The following is a 14,584-nucleotide window of genomic DNA, read 5'->3' as shown; positions in this document are numbered from 1 at the left end:
CAGCCTGTGGAGGCAACGATGCGGTGGTTGGTGGGGTGGAGCAGCACTGCCGTGAAGCCTGCGGTGGTGGGCTCCGCCGGGGCCACCGGTGAGAACGGCGAGACCGTTCATCCCGTGGGCTCCCAACTCCTTTGGGGTGACCCGGATCCGCTGTGGGCGGTGGGTGACTGGCGCGCCGACGAGGTGCGCACGGTGCAGGCGGACGAACAGACCCGCATCGCGGTCCTGGGCACCTGCGGGGCGAGCGACGAGGAACTCCGGGTCGGCCTCTTCGCCGCCCGGGGAGGCGCCCTGCGGCACCTGACCGCGTGGTCGGGGAGTTACACCGCGGTCGTGCAGGTCGGCCGCCGTGTCATGGTCGCCGGCGACCTCGCGGGCGCGCGCCCCGTCTTCTACACCCCGTGGGCCGAAGGCACGGCCTTCGCGACGGCCGCGCTGCCGCTCGCCGACCTCATCGAGGCCCACCTGGACATCGGTCACCTCGCGGCGCTCCTCGCGGCGCCCGACGTGCCGGAAGCACTGCACGACTCGACGCCCTACCAGGGCGTGCGCCGTGTGCCACCGGGGCACGCCCTGATCCTGCGCGCCGGCAGCCGGGAGATCGCCGGGTACGAACACGTGGCGTCCCTCGCGGTCGCCGCGCCCGCGGCCGACGCGACCGCCGCGGTGGACGGCGTCCGTGACGCGCTCGTGGAGGCGGTACGCGCCCGCCTCGGCGCCCCGCGGCACGTCCCCGGAGCCTCAGAGGTCGACCCAGGCCCGGTGCCCGGCATGGGCCCCGCCGAGCGGCGCGCGGCGCGCGGGATGCCGGTGCCCGGCATCGGCGCCGACCTCTCCGGAGGGCCCGCTTCCGGCACGCTCGCACTGCTTGCCGCGGGGCTCCCGGGGATGCCCGGCACGGTCCTCGGCCATGGCACGGGGGCGGGCGAGCGGCTCCTCGCGGTCACCTTCAACGACCTGGCGATCACCGGTCGTGAGGCCGAGCTGGAGCGGGCGGGTGCCATCGCGGCCAACCCCCGCCTGCACCACGTGGTGGTCGCCGCCGGTGAAGAGGCCCTCCCGTACGCGGACTTGGACGGCCCTCTGACGGACGAACCGAGCGGCACCCTGGTCACGGCCCAGCGCCACCGCGCGCGGCTCTCCTCGGGCAGCGCGGACCACTTCACGGGGTACGGCGCACGGCAGGTGCTCGACGCGCATCCGGCCCGCCTCGCCGACCTCCTGATGGACCGCAGACGGCGCCATCTGGTGCGTCCCGTCGCGGCGTTGGCGAAGGCGGACGGGTCCCCGGGCTCCGTGATGGTCCCGGCACGCGTGTACGGCGCCGCCCGCAAGCTCGCCCGGATGTCCTACCGCGCGGGCGTCGACTCGCTCGCCGAGCGTCTCCTTCAGCGCCGGTTCGACGAGCCGGGCGGGGCGGTGGGGGCGTCGATGGCTGCCCTCGCGTGGGCCAGGCCGGGGCCCGCGGCGCGTTGGCTCACGGGCGAGGCCCTCGCAGAAGTATCGGTTCGCCTCCAGGACACGACCGGACGCCCCGGCGCCGGACCCGGCCAGCGGCCCGGTGAATTCCGGGCCCGCGCGGCGCTCGCCCGGCACGCGGCCGACCTGCGCGTCCTCGAACAGGCCGCCGAGGTCCGCTTCCAGCGGCTGCACGCGCCCTTCCTGGACAACCAGGTGGTCCGGGCCTGCCGCGCGCTCCCCGTGGCCCTGCGCGTCCAGCCGGGCGCGCGGGCGGCGATCCTGCGCACGGTCCTCGAAGGCGCCGGGGTGGCCGAACTGCCGCCCGGCTGGGGCGCTCCGTCCCACGCGTCGTCCACGGCGGCGGCGAGGACGGGCCTGCGGGTGGCGGTGGACGACCTCCTCGCCCTCTTCGACACCCCTTTGCTCGCCCAGGCGGGCCTGGTGGAGGCCCGCGTCGTCCGCAAGGCGCTGCGTGCGGCGGCAGAGGGAGAACCACTGCCGCTGGACGGCCTGGCCGACCTGGTCTCCACGGAGCTGTGGCTGCGCCGCCTGCTGTCCCGCAGGGGCACGTGCTGGACGGGCACACCCGCGCGGCAGCGGGCTGTCCCTACGGGGAGCGTCGTGCCGCAGCGGGGGGCCTTGGGGGCGGGGCGGTAGCCGGAGCGTCCGGCATCGGGCCGCGGAGACGACGGGGAGCGGGCGAGCGGCTCGCCAAGGGAGGGAAAACCCTCGCGCCTCAACCCGCACGACCGGCGAGAATGACCCCGTGCGGTACAGAATCCTGGGCGCCACCGAGGCGTACGACGAACAAGGAGCGCCCCTGCCCGTGGGGGGCCGAAGGCTGCGCGCGCTCCTCGCCGTCCTCGCGCTCCGCACCGACCGCACGGTCCCCGTGGAAGCCCTCATCGCAGAGGTATGGGCCGAGGACGAGCCGCCCACGGACGCCCCGGCCGCCCTCCAGGCCCTCGTCGGCCGCCTCCGCCGCGCGCTGGGCAGGACCGCCATCGCCTCGGACCCCGGCGGCTACCGCCTCACCGCCACCCCCGAAGACGTCGACCTGCACCGCTTCGAACGCCTGGTGAGCGAGGGACGGGCGGCCCTCGCCCGGCACGACCCGGCGGCAGCCGCCGGCCTCCTCGGCGAGGCGCTCACCCTGTGGCGCGGGCCCGCCCTCGCCGACCTGCCCGACCGCAGCGCGGCCACCCGCCCCGAAGCGCTGCTCGCCGACGCGACCCGCGCGCGCGTGGAGGCGCGGCTGCTCCTGGGCCACGCCTCCGACGTCGTACCGGAGCTGCGGGAGCTCACCTCCGCCCAGCCGTACGACGAGACGCTGCACGCCCTCCTGATCCGCGCCCTGCGCGCGGCCGGCCGGGGCGCCGACGCCCTGGCCGCGTACGAGAACGCGCGCCGCACGCTCGCCGACGCCCTCGGGGCCGACCCGGGCCCGGAACTGCGGGCACTGCACGCGGAGTTGCTCAAGGGGGACCCGGGGAGCCCGGAGGATTTGGAGCATCCGGGGCATCCGGAGCGCCCCGATCGCCCCCAGCGCCCCCACCGAAAAGGCAACCTGCGCCCCCGTCTGACCTCTTTCGTCGGCCGGGAACCCGAACTCGCCGCCATCCGTTCTGACATGCGACGAGCACGCCTGGTCACCCTCACCGGACCGGGCGGCTCCGGCAAGACCCGCCTCGCCGAGGAAGCCGCCGCCGGGCATCCGCAGGCATGGCTGGCCGAGCTCGCCCCGCTCGACCATCCGGAGGCGGTGCCCGGCGCTGTCGTCAGCGCGCTCGGTCTGCGCGAGACCGTGCTGATGACCAGCGAGCTCTCCGCGCTGCCGCAGGGCGACCCGACCGCCCTGCTGATCGAGTACTGCGCCCCGCGCAGCCTGCTCCTGCTCCTTGACAACTGCGAGCACGTCATCGGCGCCGCCGCCGACCTCGCCCAGACCCTCCTCACGCACTGTCCGGACCTCACCGTCGTCGCCACCAGCCGTGAACCCCTGGGCGTGCCCGGCGAGTTCGTCCGCCCGGTCGAGCCTCTGCCGCCCGACCCGGCACACCGCCTCTTCACCGAGCGCGCCATGGCCGTGCGCCCCGACTTCGCCCCGGAGAACGACACCGAGGCCGTCGCCGAGATCTGCCGCCGTCTCGACGGCCTGCCGCTGGCCATCGAGCTGGCCGCGGCCCGCCTGCGCCTGCTCACCCCGCGGCAGATCGCCGACCGGCTAGACGACCGCTTCCGTCTCCTCACCAGCGGCAGCCGCACGGTCCTGCCGCGCCAGCAGACCCTGCGGGCCGTCGTCGACTGGTCCTGGGACCTCCTCGAGGAGTCCGAGCGGACGGTCCTGCGCGAGGTGTCCGTCTTCGCGGGCGGCTGGGACCTCGCGGCGGCCGAGGCGGTCTGCACCGGGCCCGCCGCCGACCTCATCGGCGCCCTGGTGGACAAGTCGCTGCTCATCGCCGAGCCCACGGCGACGGGCGACATGCGCTATCGCATGCTGGAGACCATCCACGAGTACGCGACCGAGCGGGCCGCCGAGTGCCCGGAGCTCCGCACGGCCGCGGCCCACCGGCACACCGCGCACTTCCGCGCGCTGGTCGAACAGGCGGAACCCCTGCTCCGCTCGGCCGAGCAACTCCCCTGGATCCAGCGCCTGGAGACGGAGCTGGACAACCTGCGCGCGGCCCTGCAGCGCACCATCGAGTCCCGCGAGGTGGACGACGCCCTGGCGATCGTCCTCGGCATCGGGTGGTTCTGGTGGCTGCGCAACTACCGCGGGGAGGCCATGGAATGGGTGAGCCGCCTCCTGGGCCTCGCACCGCCGCTGCCGTCCGAAGGGCCTGACGGCGGCGGTGCGGACGGCGCGCGGGGCGGGTCGCGGGACGAGCCCCACCACTGGCCCTGGATGAGTCTGCGCCTGCTGCACATCTTCCTGGAGGTGGACTCCAGTCCGTCGGACGCCATGGCCGAGGAAAGTTATCGCGCGTACGTCGCGGAGGTGCGGGGCGCCTTCGCGCGGCCGGTCCCCGCGGCGGCCCGTTTCCCCGGCCTCATCTGGCCGTTCACCACCTTCTTCCTCGACGGCTCCGATGCCGCGCGGCCCGCCATGGACTCCGTGGTCGCCAACTGCCGCGCATACGGCGGCGACTGGGAGATCGGCGTCAGCCTGATGTTCCGTACGCACCTGGCCGTCGACGCCCCCGGCAATCTCTTCGGGGTCGACGAGGACCTCGTCGAGCTGCGCGAGCTGGCCGCGCGCACGGGCGACCGCTGGATGCGCGCCCAGGTGTCCAGCGCGGCGGGCGAGGCCGCGATGGTGCGCAGCCTGCACGCCGAGGCGCGCGTCGAGTACGACGAAGCGCTGCGGCTCGCCTACGAGGTGGGGGCCTACGCCGAGACGCCCTTCCTGCTCGTCCGGCTCGCCGAGATCGCGTACCGCGAGGGTGACCGCGCGCTGGCGGTGAAGATCCTGGACGAGGCGGGGATCGAGGCCGACCGCTATGGGGTGGTGGATTCCCGGGCCTTCATGCGGCTCCTCCAGTCGCTCATGGCGCTGGACGACGCTGACGTGCCCCGGGCCCGCGCCCTGTTCGAGGCGTCCCGCGACGAGGCGGCGCGGGGCACGCCGCCGCCGCAGTTCGGCGCTGCCCTGAAGGGCGTGGAAACCAGGATCGTGGCCGCCGAGTCCGGCCCGGAGCAGGCGCTGCCGCTGCTCGCGGAGGGCCTGCGGGAGGCCCTCGACCACCGGTGCGCGGAGGTGGTCGTCGCCGGCCTGGTGGACGGCGGGGCCACCCTGGTCAGCCGGCTCGGCGATCACCCGCGCGCGGCCCGCCTGCTCGCCTTCGGCACCCGGCTGCGGGGCGGCCACCCACGCCCGATGCCGGAACGCGCCGAGGCCGACGAGACCAGGGCTGCGGCCCTCTCGGCGATCGGCCCCGACCGGTACGAGGCGGAGTCCGCGGCGGGTACGCGGCTCACGGCGGACCAGGCGGTCGCGGAACTCATCCGCACGGCACGGGCGTGAGCGGCCCGTTGTCTGCGTGTACGGGCCGCGCGCGGTTCATGTGCAGCAACGCCGCCCGGCGTCTACGTGCAGAGGCGGAGCCCGCCGCCGGTCCGCGGCCTCACGGCGGACCAGGCGGTCGCGGAACTCATCCGCACGGCACGGGCGTGAGCGGCCCGCTGTCTGCGTGTAGGGGCCGCGCGCGGTTCATGTGCAGCAACGCCGCCCGGCGTCTACGTGGAGGGGCGGAGTCCGCCGCGGGCACGCGGCTCGCGGCGGACCAGGCGGTCGCGGAACTCTCCCGCACGGCACCGGCCTGAGCGGTCCACGTGCAGCGCCGCCCGCCGTCTACGTACAGCGGAAGCGTGACTGTGCCCAGTCCGCGAGCGCTGCCGAGTAGAACGGCGAGTGCGGCTCGACGACCAGGCGGATCGTCTTGCGGCCGGTCAGGTTCACCTGCACCGGCACCGCCGGGTCCCCGCCCTCGATCAGCGGTGACTTCCACAGCCGTGTGCCGTCGCCGAAGACCGAGAACCGCACCTTGCCGAGGCCCATCGTCATGTCGTCGACGCCGACGACCGCCTCGTACGAGGAGCAGGTGCGGTTCAGGTCGATGGTGACGGAGGACTGGCCGTGGACGGTCACGCCGTGGCCGTACTGCTTGTCGGCGATGGACATGCCGGAGCGCTGCCAGACCCAGCTGCTCTCGCCGAGGCGCATCTCGGGCTCGGTGCCGTCACCGACGATGCCGTACCGCAGCTCGCTCCACTGGTAGACCGCGGGCGGCGGCGGTGGTGGCGGAGGCGGCGGCTCGGGCTTCGGCTCCGACGGCGTGGGAGTCGGCTTCGGTTTCGGCTCCGGGGCCGGGGGCTCGGGTTTCGCGGGGGGCGTCGGGTCCGGCTTCGGCTCGGGAGCGGACTTCGCCGGAGGCTTCGGCTTCGGCTTCGCCTCGGCGACCGGCTGATCGGGCTTCGGCTTAGGCTTCGGTTTCGGGGGCGGTGGCTCGTTCGGCGCGACGGGTTCGACGGCCGGCGGCTTGTCGTCGGCGCTCGGCAGGTCCTTGGGCTTGTCCCCGCCCGCGGTGAGCGCCAGCGCCACGGCCGCTGCCGCGACGATCACACCCGCGGCGATACCGGCCTTCGCGGGCGCGCCGAGCCCCTCGGCCGCGGCACCGCCGCCCGCCGCGCCACCGGACGAACCGCCCGCGGCTGCCGCGCCAGCCGCACCGGCGCCCGCGGCACCCGCGGCGCCACCGCCGACGAGGGCGGCCACCTTCGCGTACCCCGCTGCGCCGAACCAGCCGATGACCGCGATCGGCACGACCCCGGGAATACCGCTGGCGACTTCCTTGATCTGGCCCGCGGCCAGGCGGCACTTGGCGCACTCCTCCAAGTGCTTGCGCAGGCCGCGCTCGGCCCGGGTGCGCAGACTGCCGCGCGCGTAGGCGCCGAGCCGGTCGGCATACCGGGCGCACTCCTCGTCGGCGGTGAGCGTGGTGCTCACATGGGCCTGGAGGTACGCCTCCTTCAGGCCTTCGCGCGCCCGCTTGGCGAGCACCCGGGTGCCGTTGGCGTCGAGCCCGAAGAGCGTGGCGACGTCACTCGGGGACTCGTCCTCGATCTCCGTGTGCCACAGCACGGCCTGCCAGCGCTCCGGCAGGCTGCGGAACGCCTGCATGGCCATGGACTGCTCGGCCTCGTGCATCGCGCGCACGTCCGCGCCCAGGTCCAGGGTGTCGTCGTCGGAGACCTCGGAGCTGCGCTGGGCCTGCGCGGCGAACACCGCGAAGTCCTCGACCAGTTGCTCCCGCTTCGCGGACTTCGTCCACCCGGCGGCGACGCGACGCACCGTGGTGAGCAGATAGGCGCGCACCGCGTGCTCGGGGCCGCTGCCACCGCGGACCGCCTGCAGCATGCGCGCGAAGACCTCGGCCGTGAGGTCGTCGGCGGTGTGCGCGTCACGGCAGCAGGTTCGGGCGTACCGGCGGACGGCTTCGGCGTGCCGTCGGTACAGCTCCTCGTACGCGGTGTCGTCGCCCGCCCGCATCCGCGTGATCAGGTCGCTGTCGGCCGGCGGGCCTTCGCCCCGGAGGCCTTCACGCTGCGGTGGAACGCTCGGATCGGTGCCGCCGGAACCGCCGGGGCCACCTGCGGCCGCGGGCCCGCCTTGGTTCGGCACCTGTCGGGGAGGCAGCCCTGCGGCTTCCCCGTCCAGGGCGGAGGACGACTCGTCCCGCCCGTCACCACTCATCGCGGAAGCCCCCGCTTGCACACTCGGACCCGACCATCCGGGAAAGAGTGCCACAACGTTCCGCTACGACGGACGGCGATGACGGTCAACCACCCTTCCGGGGCGACTTCCCGTAATGGAGCACTACTGTTCACTCGTTCGGGGAAGGCTCAACTGCCTTGTATGACAAGGCAGTTGAGCCGCCCGCGTGACGAACTTGTGCAGACCCTGTGGTGCTGTGGCGCCGTACTGTCGTGCTGCTGTGCCGCGTCAGGCCGTGGGGCGTGAGCGCAGCCCTTCCAGCAGGATGTCGAGCAGCCTCGAGGACGCCGCCGCCTGCTGTGCCGCGTCCGGCAGCGAGGGCGCCGCCGTCGCTATCACCAGGAGCACGTCCGACACGGTCACGTCCGCGCGCAGCTCGCCCGCCGCACGTGCCCGCTCCACGAGACGCCCGACGACGTCCAGGAGCGCGATCGCCCCGGGGTCGTCGGCCGCCGACTCCTCGGCCGGGGCCGAGCGCTGCTCGACGAGCCGCAGCTCGGGACCGGCCGGAGCCGCCTGCCGCTGTTGCGGCACGCGCGCCTCGTCGTCCCGTACCCCCGCGACCTCGTCCGCGACGCCCACCCGCAGCACCTGCGGCGGCAGGAGACGCCCCGCGCCCGATGCGACGGACGTCCGCAGGAAGCGCGAGAGCGCGGACCACGGTTCGTCCTCCTGCCCGAGCGCCGAACGCGCCTGGTCGGTCAGCCGGGAGGTCTCCTCCTCGGCTATGCGCCGCACCAGCACGTCCTTGCTGGGGAAGCGGCGGTAGACCGTGCCGACGCCGACCCGTGCGCGCCGGGCCACGTCTTCCATCGGCGCGCCGTAACCCAGCTCGCCGAAGACCTCGCGCGCCGCGCGAAGCACGTGCTCGAGATTGCGCTGTGCGTCCACCCGCAGCGGCGTCGAACGCGGTCCGTCCCCCATGTCGCGTCCGTTCCCGCTGGTGGCGACGGCTGATGCCGACGCCGTGCTCGAAGTCCAGTGAGATTCCTGAATATGCATACGCGTTCCCCCGGTAATGACGTCTCCCCCCGGAGACACTCCCCGCCATTGACTAACCGGAGTGTGAGGAGCCTGCTCGGACCCGAGCCCCGTAGCCCGACCCGACGAGCGCATCCCCCGACACCCCGACGACACACGAACATAGTTGAGCCAGAGTCAATTCAGAAGAGGCGGGTTCCGCACGGACCGCCCCCCGATCGGAGTACGCACCGATTCCGACCCGATTGCACCCCCTCGTCATTCCCCGCTTCCCCCCGCTGACCTGCACACCTTTCCCGCGAGCCACCAAGGCCCCGACGGCGCGTCGCGCACGATGACCGGTCACACAAATTGTCGAGCCTGTGGACAAACTCAAGAGCTGGGTGCGTCATGGGATGGTGAAGGAACCTGTGCGCATTCTCGTTGTGGGCGGCGGATACGTCGGCATGTACACCGCGCTGCGCCTCCAGCGGAAGCTGAAGCCGGAGCTGAAGCGGGGCGAAGCGGAGATCGTGGTGGTGACGCCCGATCCCTATATGACCTATCAGCCGTTCCTGCCCGAAGCCGCGGCCGGCTCCATCTCGCCGCGCCACGTCGTGGTCCCGCTCCGCCGCGTCCTCGACAGATGCCGCATCGTCATCGGCCAGGTCGAGTCGGTCGACCACGCCAAGCGCACGGCCTCCTTCACCACGCTCGCCACCGCGGACGAGGGCTCGGGCGTCGTCGAGATCACGTACGACGAGATCGTGCTGGCCCCCGGCTCCATCTCGCGCACCCTGCCCGTCCCCGGCCTGGCCGAGCACGGCGTCGGCTTCAAGACCGTCGAAGAGGCCATCGGCCTGCGCAACCACGTCATCGAACAGATGGACATCGCCTCGTCGACGCGCGACCCCGCGGTCCGCGACGCGGCCCTCACCTTCGTCTTCGTGGGCGGCGGCTACGCGGGCGTCGAGGCGCTCGGCGAGCTGGAGGACATGGCCCGCTACGCCGCGCGGTACTACCACAACGTCAAGGCCGAGGACATGAAGTGGATCCTCGTCGAGGCCTCCGGGCGGATCCTCCCCGAGGTCGGCGAGGAGATGGGCAAGTACACGGTCCGTGAGCTGCGCCGCCGCAACATCGACGTACGCCTGGAGACGCGCCTCGACTCCTGCGAGGACCGGGTCGCCGTCCTGAGCGACGGCTCGCGCTTCCCCACCCGCACGGTCGTGTGGACCGCGGGCGTCAAACCGCACCCGGTGCTCGCCGCGACCGACCTGCCGCTGAACGAACGCGGCCGCCTCGACTGCACCGCGAAGCTGACGGTGAACGGCGCCACGCACGCGTGGGGGGCGGGAGACGCGGCAGCCGTCCCCGATGTCACCGCGAAAGAGCCCGGCAAGGAGTGCGCCCCCAACGCCCAGCACGCGGTACGCCAGGCCAGGACGCTCGGCGACAACATCGCCGCCTCCCTGCGCGAACAGCCCCTCAAGGAGTACACGCACAAGTACGTGGGCTCCGTCGCGTCCCTGGGGCTGCACAAAGGTGTCGCACATGTCTACGGACGGAAGTTGAAGGGCTACCCTGCCTGGTTCATGCACCGCGTCTACCACCTCAGCCGCGTGCCCACCGTCAACCGCAAGTCCCGGGTGCTCGCCGAATGGACCCTGTCCGGCCTGTTCAAACGCGAGATCGTCTCCCTGGGGTCGCTCGAGCACCCGCGTGCGGAATTCGAACTCGCGGCCGGGGGCAGAAGCCCGAAGGAGTCCTCCTGACCGGAGGCAGGAACTCCCCGCACGACACCGGCGTCTGACGGATGTCAGTCCGGTCGGCCAGACTGTTCGTGTGACCATGGGCGGGCCAGGACCGCCGGAAATCCCCGCCCGATCCAGAAGCGACATCACGAGGCCTACCGCAGTGAACTTCACGCGCTGGAGCGCCCGGCTCCCCGGAACGCAGCGCCGCGCCGCGGCGCGCACCGACCTGGGGATCTCCCCGCCACAGCGAGCCGAGAGCTCCGTCCCCGCGGCCCGAGTCGAGGAGGACCCGGAAGGCACCACCCTCACCCCCGCCGCCGCGGGGGTCGACGAACTGCCGACCCGTGAGGTCCTCGACCGCATTCCGGCCCTGGTCGCCCTGGTGCACGGCCCCGACCACCGCATCGCATACGTCAACGGGGCGTACGCAGGCGCATTCGGCGAGCGCCCCGTGGGCGAACCCGCCCGCGAGGCGCTGCCCGAGCTGGAGGAGCTCGGCCTGCTGCCCCTCCTGGACCAGGTCCTGCGCAGCTCCAAGCCGCGCACGGTCAAGTCCCGCAAGGCGGCGAGCGGCCGGTCGTACACCTTCACCTGCACCCCGGTGACGCTCTCCGTGAGCGGCTCCGACACGGGGCTCAAGGACGACGGGGTCCTCGTCTTCGCCGCCGACGTCACCGACCACGCGGAGGCCGCCGAGCGGCTGCGGGCCAGCGAGCGCTCCCAGCGCGAGACCGCAGTCACCCTGCAACGCTCGCTCCTGCCCCAGGAGTTGGAGCAGCCGGACGACCTGCGCATCGCCGCCACGTACCAACCGGGCGGCACGGAGGCAGCGGTCGGCGGCGACTGGTACGACGTGATCACCCTCGGCGGCGGCCGCACCGCCCTGGTCATCGGCGACGTCATGGGCCGCGGTGTCCGCGCGGCGGCCGTCATGGGCCAGCTCCGCACGGCCGTGCGCGCCTACGCCCGCCTCGACCTGCCCCCGCACGAGGTCCTGCAGCTCCTGGACGGCCTCGCCGCGGAGATCGACGCCAGCCAGATCGCCACCATGGTCTACGCGGTGCACGACCCGAACGAAGGCAGCCTCGTGTACGCCTCCGCGGGACATCTGCCGATCCTCGTGCGGGACGAGGGCGGCACGATCCACCGCGCGGAGGAGCCCACGGGACCGCCCCTCGGCACCGGCGGCTGGCTGCACACCTCGGGCTCGGTCCCGCTCGGCCCCGGCTCGACCGCCGTCCTCTACACGGACGGCCTGGTCGAGCGGCGCAGCGAGGACATCGACGAAGGCGTCGCGTCACTGGAGCGCGCCCTCGCGGGCGCCACCGGCACACCCCAGGTGGTGTGCGACCGGCTGATCCGCGCCCTGGGCGTGACGGCCGACCACGACGACGACGTGGCGGTCCTCGTCCTCCAGCACCCGGCCCGCACCGGCCTGAACGCCGAGCTGTTCCGCAACGCGGCCCTGGAGCTGCTCGGCGGGGTCGAAGCGGCGCCACGCGCGCGTGCCTTCGCCACCGGCGTCCTCGCCAGCTGGCGCTTCCCGCCCGAACTGCACGACCTGGGAGTCCTCGCGGCCAGCGAACTGGTCGCCAACTCCCTCCAGCACGGCACACCCCCGATGCGCCTGCGCCTGCGCCGCACGGACCGCCGCCTGATCATCGAGGTGACGGACGGCGACGACCACCTGCCGCGCCGCCGCCGCGCCGAGCCCGCGGACGAGGCGGGACGCGGCATCGCCATCGTCGCCACGATCGCCTCGAACTGGGGCTCACGGCGCACACCGGGCGGCGGCAAGGCGGTCTGGTGCGAATTCGCCCTGCCGCGCCCGTAGTGCCTAGGAGTTGGCGGGCAGAGGCTCCACGGCCTCGGGGGCGCTCTGCGCGACCACCCGGCTCTTGGCCACGTACGGCTGGTTCTGCAGCGGGGTGAGCTGCTTGCCCAGACGTACGGCAAGGACCGTGATGCCCAGCGAGAACAGCAGGAACGTCACGATGTACGGCCCGTGCAGCGCGGCCCCCATCGGACCGCCGACGGCGGGACCGACAGCGAGCGCCAGCTGCTTCACCAGGGCGAACGCCGAGTTGTACTGACCGACCATCCCGGCCGGCGCCAAGTCGGCGACCAGCGGCGCGACGGTCGGCGACAGCATCGCCTCACCGAGCCCGAAGAGCGCGTACGTGGAGATGAACGCGGCGGTCGCCATCGCCTGGCTGCCGTGCCCGAGCCCCGCATACCCGGCCGCGATCCACGCGACGGCCCAGATCAGACCGACGGCGGCGATCACCCGCGACCGCTTGCGGCGCTCGACGAACTTCAGGACGGCGAACTGCGCGATGACGATCACGGCCGTGTTGGCGGCGAGCGCGATGCCGAGCGTCGACGGCGAGATCCCGGCCGCCTCCACGCCGTACGCGGAGAGACCCGACTCGAACTGGCCGTAGCAGGCGAAGAACAGCACGAAGCCCAGCACGCACAGCTGCACCATGGCCTTGTGCCGGAGCAGCGCCCGCAGACCGCTCTGCGGCGCGGAGCCGTCCTTCGGCACGGCGTCCTGGATGGACGGCGCGTGCGGAAGCCGCACGGTGACGACGATCGCGGCGAGCACCAGGAACATCACGGCCTCGATGGAGAAGAGCGTGATGAAACTGCCCGGGTCGTGCTCGTCGACGATCTGCCCGCCGAAGAGGCCACCGATACCCAGCCCCAGGTTCTGCAGGAAGAACTGCATCGCGAAGGCACGCGTGCGCGTGGTGGGCGTCGAGCACCAGACGATCATCGTGGCGAGCGCCGGCTGCATCACCGCGGTACCGGCGCCGAGCAGCGCCGCCGAGACGATCGCCGTCGGCTCACTGTTCGCGAAGCCCAGGGCCAGGGCACCCGCCGAGGCGGTCAGGGCGGCTCCCATGAGTACGGGGAGCGGGCCGCGACGGTCGATGACGCGCCCGGTGACGGGCAGGACGATCAGCGCGGCCATGGCAAAGGCGGCGAGCACGATGCCCGCCGTACTGGCCCCAAGATCCCGCACCTGCGCCACATAGACGTAGAGGAACGGAACCGTGAACCCGACACCAAACGCGCTCAGCGCGCTGCCTACCTGAATACGACGCATCGCTGCGCCCATCGCCCTGGTCACTTTCACCTGCCTTAGGAGTTAGACGTGAAGACTTCGAAGCTAAAGTTAGAGTCTAAACAATACACACCGAAGAACTTCAACGCCAAGTAGGGGCGTGCCATACTGCGGCCATGGGTGACACTCCCGGCCCCAGTGAGCCGACACTCGAAGAGCAGATCGCCGCCTACCAGCGGGAGTTCCAGGACCTCGACCCCCAGGTCGAGGAGATCGTCTCGGCCCTCGGCCGCCTCAACCGGCGGATGAGCGTCGCCTACGGGCGGCAGACCGCGACCCTCGGCATCAGCAACGCCGAGTGGGAGGTCCTCAAGGCCCTCGTCCTCTCCGGCGCCCCGTACCAAATGGGACCCGGCGAGCTCGCGAAGCGCCTGGGCCTCACGCCGGCCGCCATGACCCACCGCATCGACCGCATGGTCGCGGAGGGTCTGGTGACGCGGGACCGCGACGAGTCCAACCGCGTACGAGTGATCGTCGAGCTCACCGCGGAAGGCCGCGAGAAGTGGCTGGAGGCGATGCGCCTCGCGACGGTGTTCGAGGAGGACCTCCTCCAGGACCTGTCCCAGGAGGAACGCGGCGCCCTGGGAGAGGTACTGACTCGTCTCCTGCGCAGGGTGGAGCACGCCCAGCCGGACGCGGGCGGCCGCCTCACCGACCTGGACTGAGCGCCCCACCACGGCGTTTGACAGTCACCCGCCGGATCCGTAAGGTTCTTCGGGTTGCCACGGAGCCGTAACGGTTCTGCGACAGCACCTCCCGCCGCTGAGACGCGGCAAAACAAACTCTGCACGACATCCCCCCGGGAACGATTTCGGCATGCCCGAATTCCATTCCAGGACTCGATTATGAGTAACCGGGAAGAGCCGCTAGAGTTTGAGACGTCGGAACGGCCCAACAGCCGGGAAGACAAAGCCCGCTGACTGGGAATCAGGCCCGAAAGGATCTGGTAGAGTCGGACTCGCCGGAAAGGGAAACGCGAAAGCCGAAAGGCCGGAGCGGGAA

At 72.7% G+C, this 14,584-nt stretch carries 8 protein-coding genes; 5 read left to right on the top strand and 3 right to left on the bottom strand.

What is annotated here, in order from left to right:
- The first annotated feature begins 18 nt into the window (after positions 1–18).
- Together AB0I66_RS24410 and AB0I66_RS24405 are read left to right on the top strand one after the other, a co-directional pair.
- Complete coding sequence (locus AB0I66_RS24410) at positions 19–2,118, top strand: asparagine synthase-related protein (protein WP_363210074.1); 2,100 nt, start codon at positions 19–21, stop codon at positions 2,116–2,118.
- A 109-nt stretch (positions 2,119–2,227) separates the two neighbouring features.
- The gene (locus tag AB0I66_RS24405; RefSeq protein WP_363210073.1) at positions 2,228–5,485 is read left to right on the top strand and encodes a BTAD domain-containing putative transcriptional regulator; all 3,258 of its coding nucleotides are present in this window, start codon (positions 2,228–2,230) and stop codon (positions 5,483–5,485) included.
- Between the two features lie 327 nt (positions 5,486–5,812).
- Here AB0I66_RS24405 and AB0I66_RS24400 read toward each other — a convergent pair whose 3' ends face one another.
- Both AB0I66_RS24400 and AB0I66_RS24395 read right to left on the bottom strand, forming a co-directional pair.
- Positions 5,813–7,714, bottom strand: coding sequence for a sigma-70 family RNA polymerase sigma factor (locus AB0I66_RS24400; RefSeq protein ID WP_363210072.1), 1,902 nt, complete (start codon positions 7,712–7,714; stop codon positions 5,813–5,815).
- A gap of 249 nt (positions 7,715–7,963) precedes the next feature.
- The gene (locus tag AB0I66_RS24395) at positions 7,964–8,737 is read right to left on the bottom strand and encodes a helix-turn-helix domain-containing protein (protein WP_363210071.1); all 774 of its coding nucleotides are present in this window, start codon (positions 8,735–8,737) and stop codon (positions 7,964–7,966) included.
- A gap of 374 nt (positions 8,738–9,111) precedes the next feature.
- On the opposite strand from AB0I66_RS24395, the gene AB0I66_RS24390 reads away from it, so the two are divergent.
- Entirely contained in the window at positions 9,112–10,470 is a 1,359-nt protein-coding gene (locus AB0I66_RS24390) for an NAD(P)/FAD-dependent oxidoreductase (protein ID WP_363210070.1), read from the top strand.
- A 142-nt stretch (positions 10,471–10,612) separates the two neighbouring features.
- Entirely contained in the window at positions 10,613–12,286 is a 1,674-nt protein-coding gene (locus AB0I66_RS24385; protein ID WP_363210069.1) for a SpoIIE family protein phosphatase, read from the top strand.
- A gap of 3 nt (positions 12,287–12,289) precedes the next feature.
- Here the strand turns inward: AB0I66_RS24385 and AB0I66_RS24380 are convergent, their stop codons facing one another.
- Positions 12,290–13,576, bottom strand: a complete 1,287-nt coding sequence (locus AB0I66_RS24380; RefSeq protein ID WP_363210068.1) for an MFS transporter — start codon at positions 13,574–13,576, stop codon at positions 12,290–12,292.
- A 122-nt stretch (positions 13,577–13,698) separates the two neighbouring features.
- Here AB0I66_RS24380 and AB0I66_RS24375 point away from each other — a divergent pair, with 122 nt between their 5' ends.
- Complete coding sequence (locus tag AB0I66_RS24375) at positions 13,699–14,247, top strand: MarR family transcriptional regulator (protein WP_363210067.1); 549 nt, start codon at positions 13,699–13,701, stop codon at positions 14,245–14,247.
- The last annotated feature ends 337 nt before the right edge of the window (positions 14,248–14,584 follow it).

It is taken from the genome of Streptomyces sp. NPDC050439, from assembly GCF_040655335.1.
Lineage (GTDB): Bacteria > Actinomycetota > Actinomycetes > Streptomycetales > Streptomycetaceae > Streptomyces.
The sequence above is the reverse complement of the archived record's forward strand: the minus strand, read 5'-3'. Positions and strand labels throughout refer to the sequence as shown.

Coding starts and splice junctions, on each gene's coding strand:
- AB0I66_RS24410 (WP_363210074.1), top strand. CDS start 19: ATGCGGTGGTTGGTGGGGTGGAGCAGCACTGCCGTGAAGCCTGCGGTG.
- AB0I66_RS24400 (WP_363210072.1), bottom strand. CDS start 7,714: ATGAGTGGTGACGGGCGGGACGAGTCGTCCTCCGCCCTGGACGGGGAA.
- AB0I66_RS24395 (WP_363210071.1), bottom strand. CDS start 8,737: ATGCATATTCAGGAATCTCACTGGACTTCGAGCACGGCGTCGGCATCA.
- AB0I66_RS24390 (WP_363210070.1), top strand. CDS start 9,112: ATGGTGAAGGAACCTGTGCGCATTCTCGTTGTGGGCGGCGGATACGTC.
- AB0I66_RS24380 (WP_363210068.1), bottom strand. CDS start 13,576: ATGGGCGCAGCGATGCGTCGTATTCAGGTAGGCAGCGCGCTGAGCGCG.
- AB0I66_RS24375 (WP_363210067.1), top strand. CDS start 13,699: ATGGGTGACACTCCCGGCCCCAGTGAGCCGACACTCGAAGAGCAGATC.